The 22359-nt window shown below is 38.6% G+C and carries 24 protein-coding genes; 20 read left to right on the top strand and 4 right to left on the bottom strand.

The genetic code is table 11. From position 1 onward, the window contains the following. The first annotated feature begins 122 nt into the window (after positions 1 to 122). From CHSO_RS14975 to CHSO_RS14965, 3 genes are read left to right on the top strand one after another with little or no spacing between them, the layout of a single operon-like run. Positions 123 to 692 (top strand): Crp/Fnr family transcriptional regulator, encoded by a 570-nt coding sequence (locus CHSO_RS14975; RefSeq protein ID WP_045497592.1) that lies wholly within the window; start codon positions 123 to 125, stop codon positions 690 to 692. A gap of 57 nt (positions 693 to 749) precedes the next feature. Continuing rightward, positions 750 to 1685 (top strand): NADP-dependent oxidoreductase, encoded by a 936-nt coding sequence (locus CHSO_RS14970; RefSeq protein ID WP_045497589.1) that lies wholly within the window; start codon positions 750 to 752, stop codon positions 1683 to 1685. A 6-nt stretch (positions 1686 to 1691) separates the two neighbouring features. Then, on the top strand, positions 1692 to 2918 hold the full coding sequence (locus CHSO_RS14965) for an MFS transporter (protein WP_045497586.1): 1227 nt from the start codon (positions 1692 to 1694) through the stop codon (positions 2916 to 2918). A gap of 260 nt (positions 2919 to 3178) precedes the next feature. Here the strand turns inward: CHSO_RS14965 and mobB are convergent, their stop codons facing one another. Both mobB and mobA read right to left on the bottom strand, forming a co-directional pair. Further along, positions 3179 to 4462: a conjugal transfer protein MobB gene (gene mobB, locus CHSO_RS14960; protein ID WP_045497583.1), complete on the bottom strand. Its 1284-nt coding sequence runs from the start codon at positions 4460 to 4462 to the stop codon at positions 3179 to 3181. An 8-nt stretch (positions 4463 to 4470) separates the two neighbouring features. Further along, positions 4471 to 4902, bottom strand: a complete 432-nt coding sequence (mobA, locus tag CHSO_RS14955; protein WP_045497580.1) for a conjugal transfer protein MobA — start codon at positions 4900 to 4902, stop codon at positions 4471 to 4473. A gap of 723 nt (positions 4903 to 5625) precedes the next feature. Here mobA and CHSO_RS14950 point away from each other — a divergent pair. The 3 genes from CHSO_RS14950 to CHSO_RS14940 are packed head-to-tail and all read left to right on the top strand — an operon-like array spanning position 5626 to position 7482. Then, positions 5626 to 6393 carry a ParA family protein gene (locus CHSO_RS14950; protein ID WP_045497577.1) on the top strand — a complete coding sequence of 256 codons (768 nt, stop codon included), beginning with the start codon at positions 5626 to 5628 and terminating at the stop codon, positions 6391 to 6393. Between the two features lie 4 nt (positions 6394 to 6397). After that, the gene (locus CHSO_RS14945; RefSeq protein WP_045497574.1) at positions 6398 to 6835 is read left to right on the top strand and encodes a DUF3408 domain-containing protein; all 438 of its coding nucleotides are present in this window, start codon (positions 6398 to 6400) and stop codon (positions 6833 to 6835) included. Positions 6836 to 6846: 11 nt separating this feature from the next. Then, positions 6847 to 7482, top strand: coding sequence for a hypothetical protein (locus tag CHSO_RS14940; RefSeq protein WP_045497571.1), 636 nt, complete (start codon positions 6847 to 6849; stop codon positions 7480 to 7482). A gap of 19 nt (positions 7483 to 7501) precedes the next feature. On the opposite strand, the gene CHSO_RS14935 is transcribed toward CHSO_RS14940, so the two are convergent. Both CHSO_RS14935 and CHSO_RS14930 read right to left on the bottom strand, forming a co-directional pair. Further along, a complete protein-coding gene (locus CHSO_RS14935) occupies positions 7502 to 9307 on the bottom strand; it encodes a UvrD-helicase domain-containing protein (RefSeq protein WP_045497568.1) in 1806 nt (601 codons plus the stop codon). 2 nt (positions 9308 to 9309) lie between these two features. Further along, the gene (locus tag CHSO_RS14930; protein ID WP_045497565.1) at positions 9310 to 11448 is read right to left on the bottom strand and encodes an ATP-dependent nuclease; all 2139 of its coding nucleotides are present in this window, start codon (positions 11446 to 11448) and stop codon (positions 9310 to 9312) included. Between the two features lie 192 nt (positions 11449 to 11640). Between CHSO_RS14930 and CHSO_RS14925 the strand changes: the two genes are divergently transcribed. The 14 genes from CHSO_RS14925 (at position 11641) to CHSO_RS14860 (ending at position 22350) form a co-directional block, all read left to right on the top strand. Beyond that, entirely contained in the window at positions 11641 to 11946 is a 306-nt protein-coding gene (locus tag CHSO_RS14925) for a DUF4134 domain-containing protein (protein ID WP_045497562.1), read from the top strand. 11 nt (positions 11947 to 11957) lie between these two features. Continuing rightward, complete coding sequence (locus CHSO_RS14920; protein WP_045497559.1) at positions 11958 to 12287, top strand: DUF4133 domain-containing protein; 330 nt, start codon at positions 11958 to 11960, stop codon at positions 12285 to 12287. After that, positions 12284 to 14788 (top strand): TraG family conjugative transposon ATPase, encoded by a 2505-nt coding sequence (locus CHSO_RS14915; protein WP_045497556.1) that lies wholly within the window; start codon positions 12284 to 12286, stop codon positions 14786 to 14788. Before CHSO_RS14920 ends, CHSO_RS14915 begins: the two co-directional genes overlap by 4 nt. 28 nt (positions 14789 to 14816) lie before the next feature. Further along, positions 14817 to 15449 (top strand): DUF4141 domain-containing protein, encoded by a 633-nt coding sequence (locus tag CHSO_RS14910; RefSeq protein ID WP_045497553.1) that lies wholly within the window; start codon positions 14817 to 14819, stop codon positions 15447 to 15449. A 2-nt stretch (positions 15450 to 15451) separates the two neighbouring features. Next, on the top strand, positions 15452 to 16447 hold the full coding sequence (traJ, locus tag CHSO_RS14905) for a conjugative transposon protein TraJ (protein WP_045497550.1): 996 nt from the start codon (positions 15452 to 15454) through the stop codon (positions 16445 to 16447). 20 nt (positions 16448 to 16467) lie between these two features. After that, on the top strand, positions 16468 to 17091 hold the full coding sequence (gene traK, locus CHSO_RS14900) for a conjugative transposon protein TraK (protein WP_045497547.1): 624 nt from the start codon (positions 16468 to 16470) through the stop codon (positions 17089 to 17091). 10 nt (positions 17092 to 17101) lie between these two features. After that, on the top strand, positions 17102 to 17530 hold the full coding sequence (locus CHSO_RS14895; RefSeq protein ID WP_045497544.1) for a hypothetical protein: 429 nt from the start codon (positions 17102 to 17104) through the stop codon (positions 17528 to 17530). A gap of 18 nt (positions 17531 to 17548) precedes the next feature. Next, on the top strand, positions 17549 to 17833 hold the full coding sequence (locus tag CHSO_RS14890; RefSeq protein WP_045497540.1) for a hypothetical protein: 285 nt from the start codon (positions 17549 to 17551) through the stop codon (positions 17831 to 17833). Beyond that, positions 17823 to 19157 carry a conjugative transposon protein TraM gene (traM, locus tag CHSO_RS14885; protein WP_045497537.1) on the top strand — a complete coding sequence of 445 codons (1335 nt, stop codon included), beginning with the start codon at positions 17823 to 17825 and terminating at the stop codon, positions 19155 to 19157. Before CHSO_RS14890 ends, traM begins: the two co-directional genes overlap by 11 nt. 24 nt (positions 19158 to 19181) lie before the next feature. Beyond that, on the top strand, positions 19182 to 20075 hold the full coding sequence (gene traN / locus CHSO_RS14880; RefSeq protein WP_045497534.1) for a conjugative transposon protein TraN: 894 nt from the start codon (positions 19182 to 19184) through the stop codon (positions 20073 to 20075). Positions 20076 to 20101: 26 nt separating this feature from the next. Next, a complete protein-coding gene (locus CHSO_RS14875; RefSeq protein ID WP_045497531.1) occupies positions 20102 to 20662 on the top strand; it encodes a conjugal transfer protein TraO in 561 nt (186 codons plus the stop codon). A 12-nt stretch (positions 20663 to 20674) separates the two neighbouring features. After that, on the top strand, positions 20675 to 21124 hold the full coding sequence (locus CHSO_RS14870; RefSeq protein WP_045502625.1) for a DUF3872 domain-containing protein: 450 nt from the start codon (positions 20675 to 20677) through the stop codon (positions 21122 to 21124). Between the two features lie 126 nt (positions 21125 to 21250). After that, on the top strand, positions 21251 to 21523 hold the full coding sequence (locus CHSO_RS14865) for a hypothetical protein (RefSeq protein ID WP_045497528.1): 273 nt from the start codon (positions 21251 to 21253) through the stop codon (positions 21521 to 21523). 26 nt (positions 21524 to 21549) lie between these two features. Then, positions 21550 to 22350 carry a TIGR02391 family protein gene (locus tag CHSO_RS14860; protein ID WP_045497525.1) on the top strand — a complete coding sequence of 267 codons (801 nt, stop codon included), beginning with the start codon at positions 21550 to 21552 and terminating at the stop codon, positions 22348 to 22350. Positions 22351 to 22359: the final 9 nt, after the last annotated feature.

Below are 22359 nucleotides of genomic sequence, written 5' to 3'. Positions count from 1 at the left end.
AGCCAGTGGCGTTGTGTGGCAGTGTTTGGCTGTTACATAATGAATGTGGCTCCCACACGACTGAGAAATTATTTTTGCCAAATGGCAAATACCACACAAGCAACAATTTTTAACTTTGTAAAATGGAAGAATTTATAGATTACGTTTTACAATTTGGAAATCTGAACAAGCAACAAATTGACTTAATAAAAAGCAAAGCGACAGAAACAGAACTTCGGAAAGATGAATTTTATTGGGAGGCGGGAAAAACCGTGAAACAAATTGGTTTTATTACTTCGGGCATTCTTCGTGTGTTTTATTACAACAACAAAGGCGAAGAAGTCACACAATATTTTTTTGACGAAAATCATTTGCTTTTGTCGGGATTTACAGTTGATGAAGTTTATACACCTTCTGTTTACATTTCAGCAATCACAGATTGCAAAATGATTGTTTTTTCTAAACAAGCTTGGAAAGAAATTTCGCAAACTATTATTGATTGGGACAACATTATTCAAAAAATAATCACTAAACATAAGTCGGAAAAATTAGGAAAAATAAGCGAGTTGGTTTCACAAGACGGAACTACACGTTACCTTGACTTCATTGGTAAATTCCCGACATTGGCAAATCGAATACCCTTGTCTTACATTGCTTCTTTTTTGGGACTTACACAATCATCCTTAAGCCGAATTAGAAAAAATATTCGCTAAAATCACTTTTTGCCAAATGGCAAATGCTTTCATTTTTTATTGAACCACCTTTGCATTATGAAAGCATATTTATTATACGAAGCTGGAGGAACTGATAAATTAGTTCTTGACGAAGCACAAAGACCAACTTTAAAAAGTGGCGAAGTTTTGATTAAGGTAAAAGCGATTGGTATAAATCCTGCCGATACAATTTATCGCAAAACACCTGCATTTATCACCGCAATATTTGGGGAAGAACGACCTGTAATTATGGGGTGGGATATATCAGGCGAAGTTGTTGAAAAATCTGATAATACTGACGGCTTTGAGATAGGCGATGCTGTTTTCGCACTTTTACAAAATGCCCGTGGTTATGCCGAATTTGTTGCGGTCAATGCAGCCTTGCTAGCTCACAAACCAAAGAATATAACATTTGAAGAAGCTGCCGCTTCGCCAATGGCGGGCTTAACGGCATTCCAACCATTAGTAAACGGAATGAATATCAAAAAAGGCGACAAAATTCTTATTCACGGAGCAGCAGGCGGTGTTGGGCATTATGCTGTGCAAATAGCCAAATCTTTGGGAGCGAAAGTAATTGCAACTTCTTCGGCTAAAAATCACGATTTTATTATGTCGCTCGGAGTAGATAAACACATTGATTACAAAACCGAAAATTTTTGGGAAGTAATTAAAGATGTTGATTTTGTTTTTGATACCATCGGAGGCGAAACATTAGAACATTCTATTGATTTAACTAAATCGGGTGGAACAATCATTTCAATTATTCCTATGTCTGATCAGAATTTAAAATCAAAAGCACAAGAAAAAAACATAAAATTATCGCTATGGGGATTGCAATTTAACGGAGAAGATATGAGAGCGTTTGCCGATTTAATGTATAAGGGAGCAATAAAATCTCACATCGCTAAAACATATCCTTTTTCTTCTATGGCAGAAGCCCATACCCAAGTAGAAACCCGTCATACCGCAGGGAAAATTGTAATTACAGTTTAGCTGAATATGCAAACCAAAACAACTTTTACAAGTTATCAAAAGTTTGTAATTTTCTTATTAGCAATAACACAATTTACAGTAGTGCTTGATTTTGTCGTAATGTCGCCATTGGGCGATTTTATGATGAAATCATTAAAAATAACCGTTGCTCAATTTGGAACAGCAGTTTCCGCATACGCATTTAGTGCAGGAATTTCGGGGTTTCTTTCCGCAGGGTTTGCTGATAAGTTTGACAGAAAAAAACTATTGCTTTTTTTCTACATTGGTTTTGCCATTGGAACATTATTTTGTGCAATAGCACCGACTTATGAGTTAATGATTGTAGCAAGAATTTTCACAGGACTTTTTGGAGGTGTTATCAGTTCTATTTCTATAACAATTATTACTGATTTATTTGCTCTAAATCAGCGTGGTAAAGTAATAGGATTTGTACAAATGGGATTTAGTTCAAGTCAAATTTTTGGTATTCCAATAGGTTTATTTCTTGCAAACAAGTTTAATTGGCAAATTCCTTTTTTATGGATAGCTGTAATGGCTTTCATTATCGTAATTTTAATGCTTTTGAAATTAAAACCGATTAAAGAGCATTTAAAAATCAAAAACGATAAATCGCCTTTTTTTCACTTGTGGCATACCATTTCACAAAAAAATTATCGTGTAGGATTTTTAAACACAGTTTTACTTTCCATAGGTAGTTTTTTGATACTTACATTTAGTGTGCCTTTCTATGTAAACAACTTAAAAATTTCAACAGAGTTGTTGCCAGTTATGTTTATGATTACAGGTATTACAATCTTTGTCTTAATGCCTTTAATAGGCAAATTGTCAGACAAAATTCCAAAGTTTAAGTTGTTTGTCATATCAACATTGATAGCTATTTGCACTATCATCATTTGCTCACACTATCAAGCACCAATTGCATCTTGGATTGTTGTGCTTACTAATGTTATTATGATGACTGCCATTATGAGCAGAGGAATACCTTCACAAGCCTTGACATCAGCAATTCCAAAACCACAAGACAGAGGGGCGTATATGAGCATAATATCATCTACAAATCAAGTAGCAGGCGGTTTTGCTACAATATTAGCAGGACTAATTATTGTGCAAAAAGACAACTTTTCGCCTTTGGAAAATTATCCATACTTAGCTTATACTACATCATTCACTATGTTGCTGACAATGTATTTAGTTTATAGACTGAATAAAATTGTTGAAATCGAACAACATTAACGACCAAAAAACACTGCCTGTACGGTTATTATTTTTTCACTTGAAAAAATAGAAATATATCTCTATAGATGAAGTTTGAACCGGAACTACTTTTCAGTTCATCTTCCTTTCGGACTAAATATTCTTCTAGCTTTCTCGGGGATAAGCACCGGGGTTATTCCAATTAGTATTGTTATTTCCTTGTGAATTGTACTAATAGCACTAGCGAAATTTTTAATACTATATTTTTTACTAAAATAAGATTAGGTATAAAGCCTATACTATTGCTTACGCACGTTCTTTCTTTTCTTCTTCATCTTGTTGGCGAAGTCCTGTTCTTCGTAATCTTCGACTTGGGCTTCGGGCAATAAACCACCCAAAGCCTCAATCAAACCGTCTTTGTGTTTGTCCGTAGTTAAGAAGTCGAACAAATGGTGTGGTTCTTCCGCAGGAAGATCTACATCATTTGATGTGGATAGTTTGGGTTGTAAAACGACAGGTTCCTTAATATTGGGTTTGATGTTATTGTTCCAATAATCATTAAAGGTATTTGCAGAAAGTTCTGTTGCTAAACGTGAACCGTTCCAAACCGCTTTGGAATTGTGGTCTATAAAAGTTATCCCATAAATACGCCCTGCATCATTCCTGCGTACCACAACGTTAATGCCCTGTTCCCTTAACTGCTTTTTAAAAGCCTGTTCATCACTTGTGGTTTGCAAAGCAATAGTAATGGCGGATTTTAGGGTCTGTTTGGTTGGGGTATCTTTCAAAGCGATTTTGCATTCTGCAAAATGCAATTCCAAAGCCGGAAGCCCTGCGTTTTTACCAAATAAGGAAGCCTTGAAAGGATGTCCGGCTCTTTCTCCTTTTTCATTTAACGGAATATACAATAAACCCTGCTGCATCTTTCCCTGTAATTCGCCCTCGATTTTCTCGGCGGTAATATTGAACAGGGAAAGCAAGGCATTGTATTCGCCCAAAGTTTGGTACTGGTAGTAATTCGGCAGGTGGCGAACGACCGAAGCGATTTGGCTCTTCACATCGCCTGCCCGATAATCGACCGGACGGAAAACCTTATCAATTTGGTTGCGCTCCTTATCCGTTGCGGGTATCAACCCGTGTTTTCTTTCCAGTTCACGGCATACATTCATAGACCGCATTTTCTCGAATTTGTCCGAAATCTTTTTGCCCTGCTCGTCCACGCAAACCGATACAATGTGTATATGGCTGCGGTCAATATCGGTATGTTTGAACACTACAAAAGGCTGTTCACCATAACCCATTTCCTGCATATATAGTTCTGCCATTTCCCTAAACTTATCGTCGCTTACTTTGTCATTCGGGTCAGGATTGAGCGAAATATGCAAGGTATGTTTCTCGGTATTACGGTTCGCTATCAGGTAAGGAGCAAAAGACTGAGCTAATTGGGCAACGGAATAATGACCGCTTGCGGTTTCAATCATCTTATTGGCAAACAAAATTCGCCCGTTTTCATTCTCCACTTTAAGCTGATTGTATGCCAATGCCCCGTATAAATTTGCACTTCTTCCGATTTTTGCTATCATTTCTACTGCTATTTTTTCAGGTGTTTGGCTTCAAATTCCTCGGTTAGCTGAATGATTTTTTGACATAACATCGCCATTTCTGCGGTCTGCTTTTCCAGTTTATAAAGAAACGCTGCGGCTTTTTTCTCGGAAAAATTCTTGTACAATAGCTTCACAACCTGATTGTAGTTTACTCCGATGGAACGGAACTGACTGTGAAAAGAGGTCAGCCGCATATAAAAATCAACCGTTCCTTTATCAATCTGAATAGTCTTTATCATTTTATCAAAGATGCAGGATGTTATAAAATGCGCCTTTACTTGCATACCTGATTTATCAAACAGGGCAAGAAAACGGGCGTGTTCCTGCTCGTTAAAGGAAATCGTGTACCGAATGGTCGCTGGGTCTTCTTTGGGGCGGCGTCCAGTCTTTTTCAATTGCTTTTTATTGTTATCGTTCATCACTAATCCATTTTAAAATCCATACAAAACCCTGACTTCGGAAGGTGTTTTCTGCCCCCTGCTAAGGGCAAGTTGTTTTGAGCATCGGAAATCATTCCGAGATGCTCAAAACACAACTTGCCGTGTTCTGGTGAACACAAAAATCCGCCCTGCGGGACGGATTGAATGTAACAGGGAAAAACGGCTCGATGCCGTTCCTGTTACCTCCAGATATGTCAAAGATTTTTGCATAAATCCGTTAATAAAAATTACAATACAAAGTAAAGCCCTGTTCACGAAAGTGTTGCACTATGTAACAGTGCCAAATGCTACCTCTAAATGCCAAACACTGCCATCCCTATACAATCGAATAAAATTGATTGGTTCTTTGTGCTTGAATGTCGGCAAGCAGACAGTCAGCCCGTATTTCAAGATGAGCAGCTAGCAGGATAACCTGCTAGCTGGATTGCAGGAATGCAAAAAAGCAAAATTGAAGGAATGTTGGAAAGCGTGACAGCCTGCTGTCAAAATATCCTGCCCGCCTGAAGGATGGAATGACAGATGGAACGAAAGAAAGATCACAATCCTGCCTGACAAGATACTGGAATGAATGCAGGACTACTGTACGATAAGGAAGCAAGCCTGACAGCTATCCTGCAAGGGAGATAGAACGAAATTAGGATTGCCTGACTGATAGCTTGCAAGACTGAAAACAAGAAAATGTAAACTTTAAATTTTAAAAATATGGACACAAAAAAGAAACCTCTGTTTATCGCCTTTTCTTCTCAAAAAGGTGGTGTTGGCAAAAGCACCTTTACAACGCTTGTCGCCAGTACAATGCACTATCGGCTGGGCTACAATGTAGCTGTATTTGATGCGGATTTTCCGCAGCACAGCCTGATGAAAATGAAAACTCGTGATTTGGCAATGGTCATGGAAAATGAGGCTTTGAAAAAGCAGGCATATAAGCAATTCACCACCATCAACAAAAAAGCCTATCCCATTATACAGCACAAAGCGGACAGCGTATTGGATGCCGCTCACGAATTTGTAACTATTTCTCCCGTTCCGGTTGATGTGGTATTCTTTGACCTGCCCGGAACCGTAAACACACCCGGCATCCTAAAAGCATTGGCAGGAATGCATCACATTTTTACGCCCATAACGGCAGATCGTTTAGTAATGGAAAGTACGCTCATCTTTACGCAACTTTTACAGGACGTGATTATGAAAAAAGGCGAAACGTCCATAGAAACCATTAATCTTTTCTGGAACCAGGTGGACGGCAGGGAAAGCACACCCCTGTATGATGTGTACAATCAGCTTATTGAGCAATTAGGGATAAGCCTGATGCAGAGCCAAGTCAAGAACAGCACCCGATTTCGCAAGGAAAGCGAAGTGGACAGCAAAACGATTTTTCGTTCTACAGTAATGCCACCCGATGAGCGTTTGATGAAAGCCTGCCAGTTAGATCTGTTCATTAGCGAATTTTTAAACATCATTCAATTATAGCCCTATGGAAAAAGATAATAAAAGAAAAATCACACCGGACATTAATGAAGAGCTGATGATGAACTTGATGGTGGACGGCGTTAAAAAGGAAGGCTTACAGCTTCCACCCGAACCTGCCGAAGAGCAAGAAAAGGTAAAGGTAAAACAGGAAGAATTACGACAAAGCAAACCTGTACAACGGGAAAGAAACCGTATCAAGAAAAGCCTTGACGGAAGCTACGGTGAAAACTTTTTGAAAACTCACTCGATGACTAAGCGGGGGGATAAAAGCATTTATATCCGGCAAGAATACCACGAAAGGTTATCCCGAATTGTACAGGTCATTGGTAAAGATGAGATACCCCTGTATGCTTATCTTGACAATATATTGGAGCATCATTTTGAAATGTTTGAAAAAGCAATTACCGATGATTTCAACGAAAAGTTTAAACCCATTTTTTAAAGCATTTGATTATGGAAATAGTAATTGTGATTTGCCTGCTAATCGTCATTGTCCTGCTTTTGCAGGATAAGATTGTTATTCATAAAAAGTCATCGCAAAAGCCTACGCAGGAAAAGGTTAGCCCGAACCTACCCGATATTATGGGGCAACCCAAGCCTGTAAGAAGCCTTTCGGTGCCAAACACTACCAATGAAAGCCAAATAGAGGAACAAGAGATAAATCCTGATAATTTAGACATTGAATACGACGAAAATGAAAACGTAGGTATTCAAATTCCGCAGGAAGAACTGGACGAAGTTTTCAGTAATATGCCTGATTTAGAAGAAGAGGAAGAAGAATGGAACAGGTACGGAATATCCGGTGGCGATAACGGTTTTGCCCAAGGGGTTACCTATGACGAACTAAGCTCTGTAGGAGCATTGTTCCAAAATGAAAATTTGGAACAAGCTCAAAAGGAAACAGCGGGAGCTATAGTTCAAAAATTACAGGGAACTGAATTATTCAGCCTACTGGAAAATTCCATTGAGGGTGCTTCCCGAAAAATTGCCGAGCTTTTGGATAGCACACTTTCATCTGAAACCAACGACAGTTCTTCCACTTTGCGGAAAAGTGATTTAGGTGATTTTGATATTGGGGAGTTTGTGTGAGCAAACTCCCTTTTTTGGGTTACAGGGTATCTAAATATTTGAAATTGTAATCAGTTAAATGTGAAGTTGGGGGTTTTCCATCCGGAGCATAAAACTTATGTACATTTCTATTTCTTTCCGAAATAAGATGTAAATTTTTTCTCGCTCTTGAAGCTAAGACATATAATAGCTTCTTTGAATTTTCAAGACCATTATTATCGTTAAAATGAGGAACATAGCCATCTAACAAGCCAAAACCTATAACTGTATCGTATTCTTCGCCCTTGGTGCCGTGGATAGTGGATACTGTAATTCCATCTCGCTGTCTGAATACTTTTCTGAAATTTTCAATATCACCAATATATGGATTTCCTTCATCAATCAGCCTCTGAATTCTACTTTCAGAACTTGCAAAAAATGAATTGAAATGTTCATCTAACAAAGGAAAATTGGGTAATGCAATTTTCAGTTTTTCACAGATCTGATTAAAAAAAGTCCTTAGATAAGTTAATCCATCTTTCTCGATAATCTCCAAAGAATTACAAATTCTTAAAAATTTCTTACTAGTCATATTTGAAACATCAACTCCTGTGGAATCAAGTTCATTTAAAATTTCATTGCTCCACCTTAATCTTCTTACATACATAAAAGGAGATGGTTCTGTCAATGCAATTCTTGAAACCTTGAACCAAAAATTATCAATATCCCGAGAAAACGGTGCCATCCCTGGTCCGTCAAAACTGAAATCAGGAAGTCGAATGATAAGTTTTCTTGTAATACTTGCTATGTGTACCCATTGTGGTGCAGTGATGCATATTTCATTGGGACTAATCCCTGCTTTCTCAACATTATACAATATTAACTGAGCCAATTCTTCAATTAAATTATCTACTGAAACGGAAGAGTTAAATGTGATTGAACTTGAATAATCTTTTCCATTTCCAAAGGCTACAATTGGGGTATCGAAAGTTTTATAATAATCAAAATAGCTAATAATAGCAGAGGATGACCTATAGTTTTTGTCAAGGCTTAATGGAGTCAATTCAAATCCTAATAATTTTTCTAATTCATCTTTCGGCATCGGATACCCTCCCAGTGAATCGTAAATAGATTGATTTGGATCACCTACGATCAGTGTTTTTGAAGCTCCTTTGCTTACGCTTAATATTTTGGATATAATATGATACTGTATTTCTTTGGTATCTTGATACTCGTCAATTAAAACAAACGGAAATAATTTGCACAAAATATTAGCTATAACTGGTTTTGATTTGAGAATTTCATAAGAATAAAATAAGATTTGCTCAAAATCAATTTGTCGCTTTTTTTCAAGAACTTTAAAATATTCTCCAAGAATCTTCTTTAATGAATTATGTTTACCACTATCAAGACAGGTTAAGTAAAAACCATCCGGTTTGGCAAGAATACCACAATCATAATATGTTATTTTCTCTTTCTTATAGGGGGCACATAATTCGGTTAAAATCTTCTCTGAATCAAAGGAATTGATGACCTTAAAACCGTTCTTCAATCTTTCAGAATACAGATGGTATGGTTTTAAAATCCATTCCATACAAAAAGAATGGATAGTGCCTATCCATAATTGTGTTGTATCAACGCCTAATAATTCAACTCGTTCCTTAATTTCATCGGAAGCCCTATTAGTGTAGGTTATGGCTATAACGAATTCCTTGTCTGATTTCAACCTGCTTAACTCATAAGCAATTTTGAATGTAAGGGTTCTCGTTTTACCGCTTCCGGGACAAGCAATAAGAAGTACGCTATTATCTTCAAGAATTGCATCTTCCTGTTCTTTATTGATACTGTCTTTTTCCCAAATAAACATAACTACTTCAGTTTATCTATTAGGGTTAAAATTTGGTCGTCTGGCAGTACAAGGTCAAAGTCAAAAGCTAAGTCTTTCAATTCAATTTCTCCTTTTCGATATTTTAGTAGTTCCGCTCTGCAACTTGTAAAGTCTAATGCATTATTATCTTCTAAATTTTTCTTAATTCGATAATCAATTATATCTGCAATGATATTTGGGGATGATTCTTTAGCAAAGAAAATGGCATCCATTATATAACTGGGAAGTATAGTCTTGTACGAAATATGTTTTCCTAACATTATAGCAAACCAACCTTTTCCTTCTTGTTTTGCCATCGTGAGAACACGTTTGCCATAAATAGAAACGTCAGCGTCTTCAATATCTGTCTTTGCAGTATCACGTGTATCTTGATCTACATAAACTTGTTTAATTATTTTTTTAACTTCCCATTCATTTCCTTCAGTAATAAAATCTACTTCAAAAGTATGTTTTGCATAAAAAGCCTTCACCCAAATATTGCCAACTTCAAACGCATCTAATTTTACCTTTCTAGCCAAACCTTTTTGTTTAGAACCGGCCACTTTCTTTTTATACTTTTTCAATACATCACTATCACCCACAACTTCTGTAGTGTCACAGATAGCATCATCTAAATCTGTGAGTATGGCACACTTTCTTTGTATTCGATCATTATGAAAAAGTTGAGCTACGTTTTCAAAACCTGTACTTCTAATATTTATAAGACTAATACCAAGTTCATCTAGACTTACTCCAAAAACTTTTTTAACCATAGTTGGGATTAATATTTCTTCAGCATCTCCTTCTACTAAAATTACCCCTTTAGCAAAAAGCAAATTGGTTCTCACAGCATCTAAATAGCGTTGTATCTGATTTATATTTTCAGATCCTAATCCCGTGGAAGGCTGATATACTTCAGCATAATTCAATTTTTTAGCCAAAATATTAATGTTCTCAACATTGCTTACCTCAGATATTTGTGTTGAATGTGTTGAATATATAATCTGTGTATCTCCATAATCCAGCTTATCAAATAAAGCCTTTTGAATGTGATTGTGAATATGGGCTTCAGGCTCTTCAATGATTAAAAAATTAGCAAAAGTATCTTTGGACTTTTGATATTTAAACTCTAACAGCTTTAGAGTTAAGAAAATTAGATTTGCTCCACCTAAACTCAATTCGTGAATGCCACCTTCATATTCTTCTCCAGGCTCGCCAATAAATAGCTTTAAAGATTGAAGCAATTTTTCTGCTTCGTCTGGAACGCTGGATTTTATAGATAATGATGACGGAGAATAAGTAAGTCCTACAGCATCTTGAATTGTAGATTTAATATCATCCCTAATATTTTGTACATCGGGAAGTGCTTCAATACTTTCATTCAAATCGTTAACTAAATCACTAATTGGCTTATAATCCACTTCTTTAATTTCACCACTTTTATTTTTCAAAAGTGTAAATAATGGATTAGTTCTGTTATTATGAAAATCGCTAACAACATCCCGTAAAGCTTGAATGAATGTAAAAGAGATTTCTTTAGCAACTGACATTTGATGTGGGATTTTTGACCCAAATTTTGAGGCATCTACCATGGAAGGAAAAATAACATTTTCAAAGTCACCGACCAGCTCTTTATATACTTCCGGATCATTGAAATCAGCAGTACTTTTCCCTGTAAAGAAAGTTTCGTAGTTATCATTAATAGTGATATCATTGAGTAAAGCTTGCATTCCAGCATTATCTCCTTTGGCTAATTCAGACAGCTTTTGCCTTATATCAGCTTTGGGACGAAAGAAAAGGTTATAGGTGGCCTTTTTTACATAGTCCTCTTCAGCAATTCCCGCTCCGTGAATAAATAAAGATTGAATAGCTTCTTCATCATTGAGTTCGTCAAACTCAATACTTATTATAATCCAATGACCTTTCCATTTATTCTTATCTAAAGTTCTATTAAAATCTCCTTCGGCAAGTTTGTAAGCATATTGCAAGGAAGCATCTTCTAAAAGCAATCTTATAGCCTTAAAAACATTTGTTTTTCCAGATCCATTCTCACCTATGATGGTATTAATTCCTTTCTTGAAATAGAAATTTGCATTTGCGAAATTTCTGTAATTGACGAGGCTAACTTTAGATATATACATTAAAAAATGAGGTTTATAAATTGAACATTTTCAAATGTACTAATATACTACATTTCTTCTTTCTGACCGCCACCCACAGCCAAACAATTCCTCTGACTGCCACTTTGTTATAGCGCCTTCATTTCTGAAACACCTTTGTCCCGAAAGTCCGCAAGGTGCGGGAAAACTGTAACAAATTAATGTGTTTCAATTATGAAAAAACAAGGAAAAAAAGTTCTGCTGGCAGCCGTAGCTATGCTGTCAGGAATTGGTGCGTTCGCACAGGGAAATGGTACGGCTGGAATAACCGAAGCTACACAAATGGTCACCTCTTATTTCGATCCCGCAACTCAATTAATTTACGCCATCGGTGCGGTCGTTGGGCTAATCGGAGGTGTTAAGGTGTATAATAAATTCAGTTCGGGCGACCCTGACACAAGCAAAACTGCGGCTTCGTGGTTTGGTGCCTGTATCTTCTTAATTGTGGCGGCTACCATACTGCGTTCATTCTTCCTTTAATCTGTTGCCTTATGAATTACAATATCAATAAAGGCATCGGAAGAACGGTGGAATTTAAAGGGCTGAAAGCGCAATACCTGTTCATTTTTGCTGGCGGGCTACTCGGTACGCTTATCCTCGTGATGATAATGTATATGGTTGGCGTAAACTCTTACATCTGCCTGTTCCTGGGAGCAGGCGGAGCTTCGCTTATTGTGTGGCAAACCTTTTCACTAAACAGAAAGTATGGCGAACACGGGTTGATGAAAATCGGGGCAGGAAAAAGACATCCCCGATACATCATCTGTCGCAAGCCTGTACATCGCTATTTAAAATTCACACCTAAACAAAATGCCGTATGAGAAATGTAGCTAAAACAACAACGCTGGAAAACAAATTTCCTTTGTTGGCAGTAGAAAACAATTGTATCCTTTCTAAAGATGCAGACATTACCGCCTGCTTTGAAGTGCGTTTGCCAGAACTGTTCACGGTTGCTTCTGCGGAATATGAAGCCATTCACTCCGCCTGGCACAAGGCCATCAAAACCTTACCTGATTTTACGGTCATTCACAAACAAGACTGGTACATCAAAGAAAACTATGCACCTGATTTGGCAGCCGATAATCAAAGTTTTTTGGCAAAATCCTATCAACGCCATTTTAATGAGCGACCGTTCCTAAATCACTACTGTTACCTATTTCTGACCAAGACTACTAAGGAAAGAATGCGGATGCAAAGCAATTTTTCATCGCTTTGTAAAGGTACGCTGATACCAAAGGAAATCAGAAATAAGGAAACGATACACCGCTTTATGGAGGCGGTCGCACAGTTTGAGCGTATCATAAATGATAGTGGTTTTGTAAGCCTAAAACGCCTGACCGAAGATGAAATCATCGGAACAGAAACTACACAGGGACTACTAGAGCAGTATCTCACATTATCAAAGGAAGTTGGAACACCAATGCAAGACATCGCACTCGGAACTGAAGAAGTCCGTATCGGTAACAAAAGGTTGAGCCTGCACACCTTGTCCGATACCGACGATTTGCCCGGAACAGTATCGGCTGATACCCGTTTTGAAAAGCTATCTACCGACCGAAGCGATTGTCGTCTGTCATTCGCTGCACCTGTGGGTTTGTTGTTAAGTTGCAATCACATCTATAATCAATACCTGTTTTTAGACAACAGCGAAGACAACCTGCAAAAGTTTGAGAAATCCGCAAGGAATATGCACTCATTGGCAAGGTACAGCCGTGCCAACCAAATCAACAAAGAGTGGATAGAAAAGTACCTGAATGAAGCCCATAGCTTCGGATTGTCCTCCATCCGTGCACACTTCAATATTATGGCGTGGTCGGAAGACCCTTCGGAACTGAAACAGCTAAAAAACGATTGCGGTAGTGCATTGGCACTAATGGAATGTAAGCCTCGTCATAACACCACGGACGTAGCCACTTTGTATTGGGCAGGAATGCCAGGAAATGCTGGCGACTTCCCGAGTGAGGAAAGTTTTTACACGTTTATTGAACCCGCTTTGTGCTTCTTTGCGGAAGAAACCAACTACCACAATTCACCTTCACCATTCGGGATAAAAATGGCTGACAGGCTTACAGGAAAACCTATCCATTTGGATATTTCCGACCTGCCGATGAAACGAGGTATTATCACGAACCGGAACAAGTTTATCTTGGGGCCATCAGGTTCGGGAAAATCATTCTTCACTAACCACATGGTACGTCAATATTACGAACAGGGCGCACACGTATTGTTGGTAGATACGGGTAATTCTTATCAGGGCTTATGTGAACTCATCAAAGGAAAAACCAAAGGCGAAGACGGTGTTTACTTTACTTATACTGAAGATAACCCAATTGCCTTTAACCCTTTCTATACCGATGATGGAGTGTTCGATATTGAGAAGCGTGAAAGTGTCAAAACTCTGATACTTACCCTATGGAAAAGAGATGATGAGCCGCCAACCCGTTCAGAAGAAGTAGCATTATCGAATGCCGTATCGGGATACATCGAGTGCATCAAACAAGAAGATGTTTTTCCGTCATTCAACGGTTTTTATGAGTACGTAAAAGGTGACTACCGTAAGGTATTGGAAGGAAAACAGGTAAGAGAAAAAGACTTTGACATTGCTAATTTCCTAAACGTACTCGAACCTTATTACAAGGGTGGCGAATATGATTACCTGTTGAACTCTAATAAGCAATTAGATCTCTTATCCAGACGCTTTATCGTGTTTGAGATTGATGCGATTAAAGACCACAAAATCCTCTTTCCCATAGTGACCATCATCATTATGGAAGTTTTCATCAATAAGATGCGAAGGCTCAAAGGTATTCGCAAACTCATCTTAATTGAAGAGGCTTGGAAAGCGATTGCCAAAGAGGGAATGGCAGAATACATCAAGTATTTATTTAAGACCGTCCGCAAATTCTTCGGAGAAGCTATTGTCGTAACGCAAGAGGTGGATGACATTATCCAATCCCCCATTGTAAAGGAAAGTATCATCAATAACTCTGACTGTAAAATCCTCTTAGACCAACGTAAGTATATGAACAAGTTCGATGACATACAGTCGATGTTAGGACTTACGGACAAAGAAAAAGGACAGGTACTTTCTATCAATATGAACAATGATGCAAGCCGACTTTACAAAGAGGTTTGGATTGGTTTAGGTGGTACACATTCGGCAGTCTATGCCACCGAAGTTAGTTTGGAGGAATACCTCGCTTACACGACCGAAGAAACCGAAAAAATGGAAGTGATGCAGCTTGCTGCTGAACTGGACGGCAACGTAGAACTCGCCATCAAGCATATCGCAATGCAAAGGCGTGACAAAGTAAATCAATAGTCATTAACAATTTAAAATTTCAAGAACAATGAAAAAAGTAATGTATCTGGTGTGTACGGCATTAATGCTCGCCGTTGCACCGTCAGCAAAAGCCCAGTTTGTGGTTACTGATCCTGCAAACCTGGCTTCAGGAATTATCAACTCTGCGAACGAAATCATACAGACTTCTTCGACCGTGAGCAATGTGATAAAGAACTTCAACGAAGTGAAGAAAGTGTACGACCAAGGCAAGGAATATTATGACAAGCTGAAAGCTATCAACAACCTTGTGAAAGATGCCCGTAAGGTACAACAAACAGTATTGCTTGTAGGCGATGTGTCCGAAATGTACGTGCAGAATTTTGGCAAGATGATGAACGACCCAAATTTCACACCGCAAGAATTGGTCGCTATCGGCAATGGTTATTCGGCACTGCTTAATGAAAGTACCGAACTGCTGAAAGAATTGAAGCAGATTATAACCTCTTCAAGCCTTTCGCTGAATGACAAGGAGCGTATGGATATTATTGACCGTGTGTACAAAGAGGTAAAGGATTACCACAGCCTTGTACGCTACTACACCAATAAGAACATTTCTGTAAGCTATCTGAGAGCGAAAAAGAAAAATGATGCCAAAAGAGTGCTTGAACTCTATGGAACTGCTAACCAAAAATACTGGTAAAAATGGAATGGGATAATCTTCACGAACTCCTGCGTTCGCTTTATGACGATATGATGCCGCTTGCAGGCGATATGGCGGCAGTGGCTAAGGGATTAGCGGGATTGGGGGCGTTGTTCTATGTGGCATTAAAGGTTTGGCAGGCTTTAAGCCGTGCCGAACCTATTGATATGTTCCCGTTGCTGCGCCCGTTTGCTTTGGGACTTTGTATAATGTTCTTCCCAACTATTGTTTTGGGAACCATCAATGCAGTACTAAGCCCGGTTGTAACTGGAACCCACGCCATACTCGAAGATCAGGTACTTGACCTGAACAAGCTGCAACAGCAGAAAGACCAATTGGAATACGAAGCAATGGTCAGAAATCCTGAAACTTCCTATATGGTATCAGACGAAGAGTTTGATAAGAAACTGGACGAATTGGGTTGGTCGCCATCTGATGTTGGTACAATGGCGGGTATGTATATGGACAGACAAGCCTACAAGATTGAAAAGGCGATAAAGGACTGGTTTCGCAATTTGCTGGAAATACTCTTTCAGGCGGCGGCTTTGGTTATTGATACCATACGGACGTTTTTTCTAATCGTCTTGTCCATACTCGGGCCAATAGCCTTTGCGATAAGTGTATGGGATGGTTTTCAAGCTACGCTCACGCAATGGCTCACGAGGTACATTAGCGTATATCTGTGGCTTCCTGTTTCGGATTTATTCAGCTCCATGCTGGCAAGAATACAATCCCTCATATTGGAAAGGGATATAGCAATGTTAGCTGACCCAACCTTTATCCCTGATACTTCCAATACAGTGTATATCATCTTTATGATCATCGGTATCGTGGGTTACTTCACTATTCCAACGGTAACTGGCTGGATTATTCAGGCAGGCGGTGCAGGAAACTTTACTCGTAACGTAAACCAAGCGGCAATGAAAACCGGAAACATTGCTGGAGCAGGTGCAGGTTCAACGGTTGGAAATATTGGCGGTAAGCTGATGAATAAATAAACAATTAATCATTAAAGAAAATGGAATTTAAAACGCTAAGAAATATAGAAAACAGCTTTCGGCAGATACGTTTGTATGCCATTGTGTTTGCTGTTCTCTGCATTGGCGTGGTGGGATATGCCGTATGGCAGTCCTACCACTTTGCAGAAGAACAACGCCAAAAAATCTATGTATTAGATAATGGCAAATCTCTAATGCTTGCCCTGTCGCAGGATGCAAGCATCAATCGTCCCGTAGAAGCAAGGGAACACGTTAGACGTTTCCACGAGCTTTTCTTCACGCTTGCACCTGATAAGAATGCTATCGAAAGCAATATGAGCAGAGCATTTAACCTTGCGGATAAAAGTGCTTTCGATTATTACAAAGACTTATCGGAAAAGGGGTATTACAGCAGGATTATTTCGGGTAACGTACAACAACGCATAGAGGTAGATAGTGTTGTCTGCAAATTCGATACTTATCCGTATGCAGTGCGTACCTACGCTAAACAGTTTATCATCCGTTCGAGCAACGTAACCAAACGCAACCTTATTACTTCCTGCTATCTCGTGAACTCCGTTCGTTCAGACAACAATCCGCAAGGCTTCAATATCGAAAAATTTGCGGTTATGGAAAACAGGGACATCGAAGTCATCGAACGCTAAAATCAATCTTATGGAAGCATTATCAGATTTAAACACATTCACAAAAATCCTGACTGATAAAGGATATAGTGGATATTTTCATACGCAAGGTGCGTATGCCGGAAAGCTGAAAGACAGTATCAGCGAGTACCTCGAAAGCTGCCAAAAAGGTGCAGACAGTTTACCTAAACAAGATTTATTGTTGACAGGCTACCTACAATGGTCGGGCGATGACAAGCCCTATATAGAATGTAGTATGTGGGTAAAGTATTTGAATGGTAAATACTCGCTTAGCCGAATGGAAATAGCCAAGAAAGACAGCTTTGGGCAATTGCTCAAAAAAACGGAACTGGCAAACCTGTCTGTAATAACCGCACCTAAATTAACAGAAGCGGTTGCATTAGTCAATGATGAGCCGAAGCAAAAGGTGGGTAAAAGCCCTAAACGTTTCAAGTTATAACACAGAAATAGTAAGGTTATGAAAAAATTAAGAGCAAATATGGATAGGTATTTTGATAAGCTCGAAGAACGTTGGCAGGCATTACCAGTTCGTAAACAGCATCAATACATGCTGTACTTTTTTGTAGGATATCTCTTGCTGACTGCTGGGGTTATTGGCAAAGTAGTGTACGATACAGGTAAGTCCGATGATGAAATCAACATCAGACATATCAAAAACCCTATCCTTAAAGAAAATGAAAGTCCTGCAAGACTTCAGGACACAGTATCAACAATTTTAAAAAGTAGGATTTATGAAAGATAATGAGAACAAAAAATCGGTTGTTCGGGTAACTGAGGGAAACCCGAAAGAAACCGCTGATGTGCTGCAGAACGGCACACAGAATAATAAGGAAAAGCTCAAAAAGCCCTTAATTTTTGGCTTAATGGCGATTGTCTTCGTGGGTTGTATGTACCTTATATTTAAACCATCCGAAGAAAAAAAGACAATCGAAAACGTCGGGTTAAACGATGCAGTACCAGAAGCTACGGGTGCAGGAATGCCTGCCGATAAAGGCAAGGCTTACGAGCAGGAAATGCTCGAACGCAAAGAGCAAGAAAAGCGCAATGCTCTTGCAACGCTTTCCGACTACTGGAATATTGAAGACAAGAAAGATCCGACCGATGAGCAGTTTCCTAAAGATGAGGAAAACAACAGTTTTGGTAGCAGAAATTCAGGAAGCAACGGCAATCCTGCATTGAACAGTTACCATAATGCACAAAGTACATTGGGTTCATTTTATCAGAATGATAATTCAGAAACAATGGAACTCCGCAAGCAAATTGACGAGATGAAAGAAAAGCTGGCAGAAAAAGATGTACCACCTGTAGCTACCGTTGACGACCAACTCAAATTAATGGAGAAATCTTATGAGATGGTGGCTAAGTATCTTCCGCAAAATGCCAATACCGGAAATGTTGCTCACACCAACGGTGCAACGCCTGCTGCTTCGGGTGCTAATCAAAAGGAGCAATTTGTATCGTTCACACCAACAAGAAAGAACATTGTATCAGCCTTGTACCGTGAACCGTCGGACAGTGCATTTGCAGCCGATTGGAGTCAAACAAAGAACCGTGGTTTTTATACGGCAGGTACTACAGAACAGGCAATACAGCCTAAAAACAGTATCAAAGCCTGTGTACACGAAGCCCAAACGGTAGTTGGTGAAACAGGTGTGCGTTTACGACTGTTAGAACCTGCTAAAACACCTCAGCGTACCATTCCAAAAGGAACGATTGTAACGGCAAATGCCAAATTTCAGAACGGCAGGTTACAGTTAAAAATAAGCTCGGTAGAACTGGAGGGTAATATCATTCCGGTAGATATTACCATTTATGATTTGGATGGACAGCAAGGTTTGTTTGTTCCATACTCACCTGAAAGAAATGCGGTTACAGACATTGTAGCCAATATGGGGAATGCCACGGGATCGAGCTTCAGTATGAGTTCTACTCCTGGACAGCAGATCACTTCTGACCTCAGTAAAAGTGCGGTGCAAGGTATTTCAGGTTATTTCGCCAAAAAGGTAAGAACGCCAAAGGTTACGCTGAAAGTAGGGCATCAGGTCTTCCTTGTATCTAAAAAATAATGTTGAACCCAAATAAATAAAACAATGAAAAATCATTTAAAAACCTTTTGGGCTATAGCCCTGATATTCGGCTTTGCCGTACAATCTTATGCACAAGATAGCATCAAAACACCGCTTACATTGGGCAAGATAGAACCTTACAAATTGGAAGTTACCTACGATAAAACTTCGCACCTGATTTTTCCGACTGCCATTCGTTACGTGGACTTGGGTAGTGAGTACCTGATTGCAGGGAAAGCCGAAGATGCGGAAAACGTTTTACGTGTAAAAGCATCGGTAAGGGATTTTGAGCCTGAAACCAATTTTTCTGTTATCACGAATGACGGACGCTTTTATAGCTTCAACGTGTATTACAGTTCCTATCCCGAAGCATTGAGCTACAATTTACAAACGATGCAGAAAGCGGTGGATAAAGCCAATGGAAACGAGGTGCTCTTTGAAGAACTGGGCAACAATTCTCCATCATTGGCAGGCTTGTTATTAGAAACCATTTACAAGAAAGACAAACGTGTTGTAAAGCATATCGGGGCTAAAAGTTTCGGCATCCAGTTTATCCTCAAGGGGGTTTACATACACAACGGCAAATACTATTTCCATACGGAATTGAGAAACCGTACCAATGTGCCTTTCGAGATTGATTTTATCAATTTTAAAATAGTGGATAAAAAAGTAGCCAAACGCACTGTAGTACAAGAACGCTCTTTAATTCCTTTGAGAACTTACAAACCATTGGACGGCATTGCTGGAAAATCGACAGAACAAAACGTATTCCTGTTAGACCAGTTTACCATTGCCGATGACAAGGTACTACTGATTGAAATTTTCGAGAAAAATGGTGGTAGGCATCAAACGCTGCAAATCGAAAATTCAGATTTAATCAAAGCCAGTTTGATTAACGATATGCACCTGAAATTTTAATAACCCTTTAAATCAGCAATAGAAAAATGAAAAAGTATATCTATACCGTGATGCTCGTTTTAATGGGTATCACTTCAAGCCAGGCACAACGAATGTTGCCTAAGCAAAAAGGATTAGAAATAAATGTTGGTGTATTATCCGATGATAAAATCGGGAATGATTATTACATCAGTGTAGCAATGACCGTAAACGGTAAGAACGGTAATTATCAGCTTTGGGCGTTAGAATATACCCACCAGTATCACGATTATAAAGACCTACGCATACCGCAAGAAATCTATTCCGCAGAGGGCGGTTACAGCTTCTTTTTGTTGGGTGACGCCCGAAGAAATGTCATGCTAAATTTAGGAATAACAGGTGTGCTAGGTTATGAAACCATCAATCGTGGCGAAGCAATGCTATATGACGGTGCGAAGATACTGAGCGAGGATAATTTTATTTACGGAGCAGGTGGTCGCCTCACTTTTGAAACGTATCTATCCAATCGTTTTGTATTAGTCCTGCAAGGGCGTACAAAAGTGCTTTTGGGTACGGATTTACAACAGTTCCGACCGTCGGCAGGTGTGGGATTAAGGTTTAACTTTTAAAACGTAAAAATGATGATAGCAATATTCAATAAATTCAGAACAGGGCTACTGCCATTCTATGTATTTCTGGCGATCCTCACAGCATCGGTTACTTTGGTATCTTGTAGCAAAGATGATGAACTTGAAATACAGAACAATTTTCCTTTCGAAGTCAATGTAATGCCAGTACCTAAAGATGTTGCCAATGGGCAGTCGGTAGAAATACGCATCACCATAAAGCGTACAGGTAATTACAACAATACACAGTATTTCCTCCGCTACTTCCAGTTTGACGGTCAGGGAACGTTGCAATACTACAATGAACCGCCGTATCTGCCGAATGATTTGTATTCGTTACCAACTGAGCAGTTCCGGTTGTATTACACCTCAACGTCCACCGTTTCACAATCCTTTGATGTTTGGATTTCGGACAGCTTCGGGAACGAAAAGAAGATAGTTTTTCAGTTTAACAGTAGTGATTAAAGAAATAGAAGTCCTGTCCAATGTGGCAGGACTTCTTATTTTACTCCGTCGGCATTTTGTGTTTTTGTAATGTAGTGAAACGATATTTTTCGTAAATTCAAACAGTGGAAATAAAGTGTTTTTATTATGGTTTCATCATTGGTTATTGGGATACTATTTTTGGTTTTAGGCTTGGGACTTCGTTACTGGATTAACCGGAGAAAGTTCTACAGACGAAGCCCTATGGGAGCTGAAGGCTTTTCCTCCTATGAAAAGTTGGTTGGTATTAAGTTTATTGAAAAGGTTGGTAAATGGATAGCTTATGCATTGATTATCTTTGGACTATTGTCATTATGGGTTTATTCCCGTGAGAAAAATGAAAAGGAAAAACAAAACGTAGAGATACAAAAACCAATATAAGTAGTTTAAAAAAGAAAAATTATAGAATGACAAAATCCTTTGATGACATAACCCTACGAAACATATCTGATATTATTTCAAATATGCTCACACATACCAAAATTACAGAACATTTATCTAGTGCTGGTATTTCTCAATCTCAATATGGCACAAACAAAACAGACAGACTATTTTATGCTTTAAAAGAAAGACAAGTACAAGACAGATGTGGAAATAATATATTGGCATTTGTCGTTAGGTTATTAAATCCAAAAAGATACAATTCCGAAGACGAATTTGAAAAAGATAGAACAACTATCAATGAAAAACTTGTTTACGAAGGGATAGAAATTGATATAAGTGGACAACCCCGAAAAGTTGACAAGGCTAAAACCATTTCAGAAGCTAAAGGTAGGTCACTTAAAATCAAAGAAAAAGTACACGGCATTGGAGTTCATTCAGAAATCTTACCTTACTGTGAAGCTGAATGGTTAAAGGAAAATTATTTTCACGCTATACTCGAAATTACAAAAAGTGTCGCAGAAAGGCTTAGACAAAAAAGTGGCTATACTTCAGACGGAGCTGATCTAGTTGATGATTGTTTTGCGTTGGGAAAAGAAAAAAAACCTATGCTTGCTTTTAATACTTTAAATAATCAAAGTGAGGAAAGTGAACATAAGGGCTTTGGAAACTTCTGTAAAGGATTTTTTTCTATGTACAGAAATCCAAAAGCGCACAATCCAAAAATATTTGAGGATACGCAACTCTCACAAATGACAGAAGTTTTGGTTGTAGCAACAATAATTCACAATAAACTTGATAACACTTATAGAACAGGACTTAAATAATAAATAAAA

The sequence above is a fragment of the Chryseobacterium sp. StRB126 genome (assembly GCF_000829375.1).
GTDB lineage: Bacteria > Bacteroidota > Bacteroidia > Flavobacteriales > Weeksellaceae > Chryseobacterium.
This window is presented reverse-complemented; position numbering and strand designations above follow the sequence as displayed.

What these genes read in the sequence shown, in the direction of transcription:
- CHSO_RS14915 (WP_045497556.1), top strand. Translation starts at nt 12,284, where the DNA reads ATGAGAAATGTAGCTAAAACAACAACGCTGGAAAACAAATTTCCTTTG.
- CHSO_RS14975 (WP_045497592.1), top strand. Translation starts at nt 123, where the DNA reads ATGGAAGAATTTATAGATTACGTTTTACAATTTGGAAATCTGAACAAG.
- mobB (WP_045497583.1), bottom strand. Translation starts at nt 4,462, where the DNA reads ATGATAGCAAAAATCGGAAGAAGTGCAAATTTATACGGGGCATTGGCA.
- CHSO_RS14970 (WP_045497589.1), top strand. Translation starts at nt 750, where the DNA reads ATGAAAGCATATTTATTATACGAAGCTGGAGGAACTGATAAATTAGTT.
- mobA (WP_045497580.1), bottom strand. Translation starts at nt 4,902, where the DNA reads ATGAACGATAACAATAAAAAGCAATTGAAAAAGACTGGACGCCGCCCC.
- CHSO_RS14920 (WP_045497559.1), top strand. Translation starts at nt 11,958, where the DNA reads ATGAATTACAATATCAATAAAGGCATCGGAAGAACGGTGGAATTTAAA.
- CHSO_RS14890 (WP_045497540.1), top strand. Translation starts at nt 17,549, where the DNA reads ATGAAAAAATTAAGAGCAAATATGGATAGGTATTTTGATAAGCTCGAA.
- CHSO_RS14895 (WP_045497544.1), top strand. Translation starts at nt 17,102, where the DNA reads ATGGAAGCATTATCAGATTTAAACACATTCACAAAAATCCTGACTGAT.
- traM (WP_045497537.1), top strand. Translation starts at nt 17,823, where the DNA reads ATGAAAGATAATGAGAACAAAAAATCGGTTGTTCGGGTAACTGAGGGA.
- CHSO_RS14930 (WP_045497565.1), bottom strand. Translation starts at nt 11,448, where the DNA reads ATGTATATATCTAAAGTTAGCCTCGTCAATTACAGAAATTTCGCAAAT.
- CHSO_RS14945 (WP_045497574.1), top strand. Translation starts at nt 6,398, where the DNA reads ATGGAAAAAGATAATAAAAGAAAAATCACACCGGACATTAATGAAGAG.
- traN (WP_045497534.1), top strand. Translation starts at nt 19,182, where the DNA reads ATGAAAAATCATTTAAAAACCTTTTGGGCTATAGCCCTGATATTCGGC.
- CHSO_RS14940 (WP_045497571.1), top strand. Translation starts at nt 6,847, where the DNA reads ATGGAAATAGTAATTGTGATTTGCCTGCTAATCGTCATTGTCCTGCTT.
- CHSO_RS14965 (WP_045497586.1), top strand. Translation starts at nt 1,692, where the DNA reads ATGCAAACCAAAACAACTTTTACAAGTTATCAAAAGTTTGTAATTTTC.
- CHSO_RS14935 (WP_045497568.1), bottom strand. Translation starts at nt 9,307, where the DNA reads ATGTTTATTTGGGAAAAAGACAGTATCAATAAAGAACAGGAAGATGCA.
- CHSO_RS14860 (WP_045497525.1), top strand. Translation starts at nt 21,550, where the DNA reads ATGACAAAATCCTTTGATGACATAACCCTACGAAACATATCTGATATT.
- CHSO_RS14925 (WP_045497562.1), top strand. Translation starts at nt 11,641, where the DNA reads ATGAAAAAACAAGGAAAAAAAGTTCTGCTGGCAGCCGTAGCTATGCTG.
- CHSO_RS14910 (WP_045497553.1), top strand. Translation starts at nt 14,817, where the DNA reads ATGAAAAAAGTAATGTATCTGGTGTGTACGGCATTAATGCTCGCCGTT.
- CHSO_RS14865 (WP_045497528.1), top strand. Translation starts at nt 21,251, where the DNA reads ATGGTTTCATCATTGGTTATTGGGATACTATTTTTGGTTTTAGGCTTG.
- traK (WP_045497547.1), top strand. Translation starts at nt 16,468, where the DNA reads ATGGAATTTAAAACGCTAAGAAATATAGAAAACAGCTTTCGGCAGATA.
- CHSO_RS14950 (WP_045497577.1), top strand. Translation starts at nt 5,626, where the DNA reads ATGGACACAAAAAAGAAACCTCTGTTTATCGCCTTTTCTTCTCAAAAA.
- CHSO_RS14875 (WP_045497531.1), top strand. Translation starts at nt 20,102, where the DNA reads ATGAAAAAGTATATCTATACCGTGATGCTCGTTTTAATGGGTATCACT.
- traJ (WP_045497550.1), top strand. Translation starts at nt 15,452, where the DNA reads ATGGAATGGGATAATCTTCACGAACTCCTGCGTTCGCTTTATGACGAT.
- CHSO_RS14870 (WP_045502625.1), top strand. Translation starts at nt 20,675, where the DNA reads ATGATAGCAATATTCAATAAATTCAGAACAGGGCTACTGCCATTCTAT.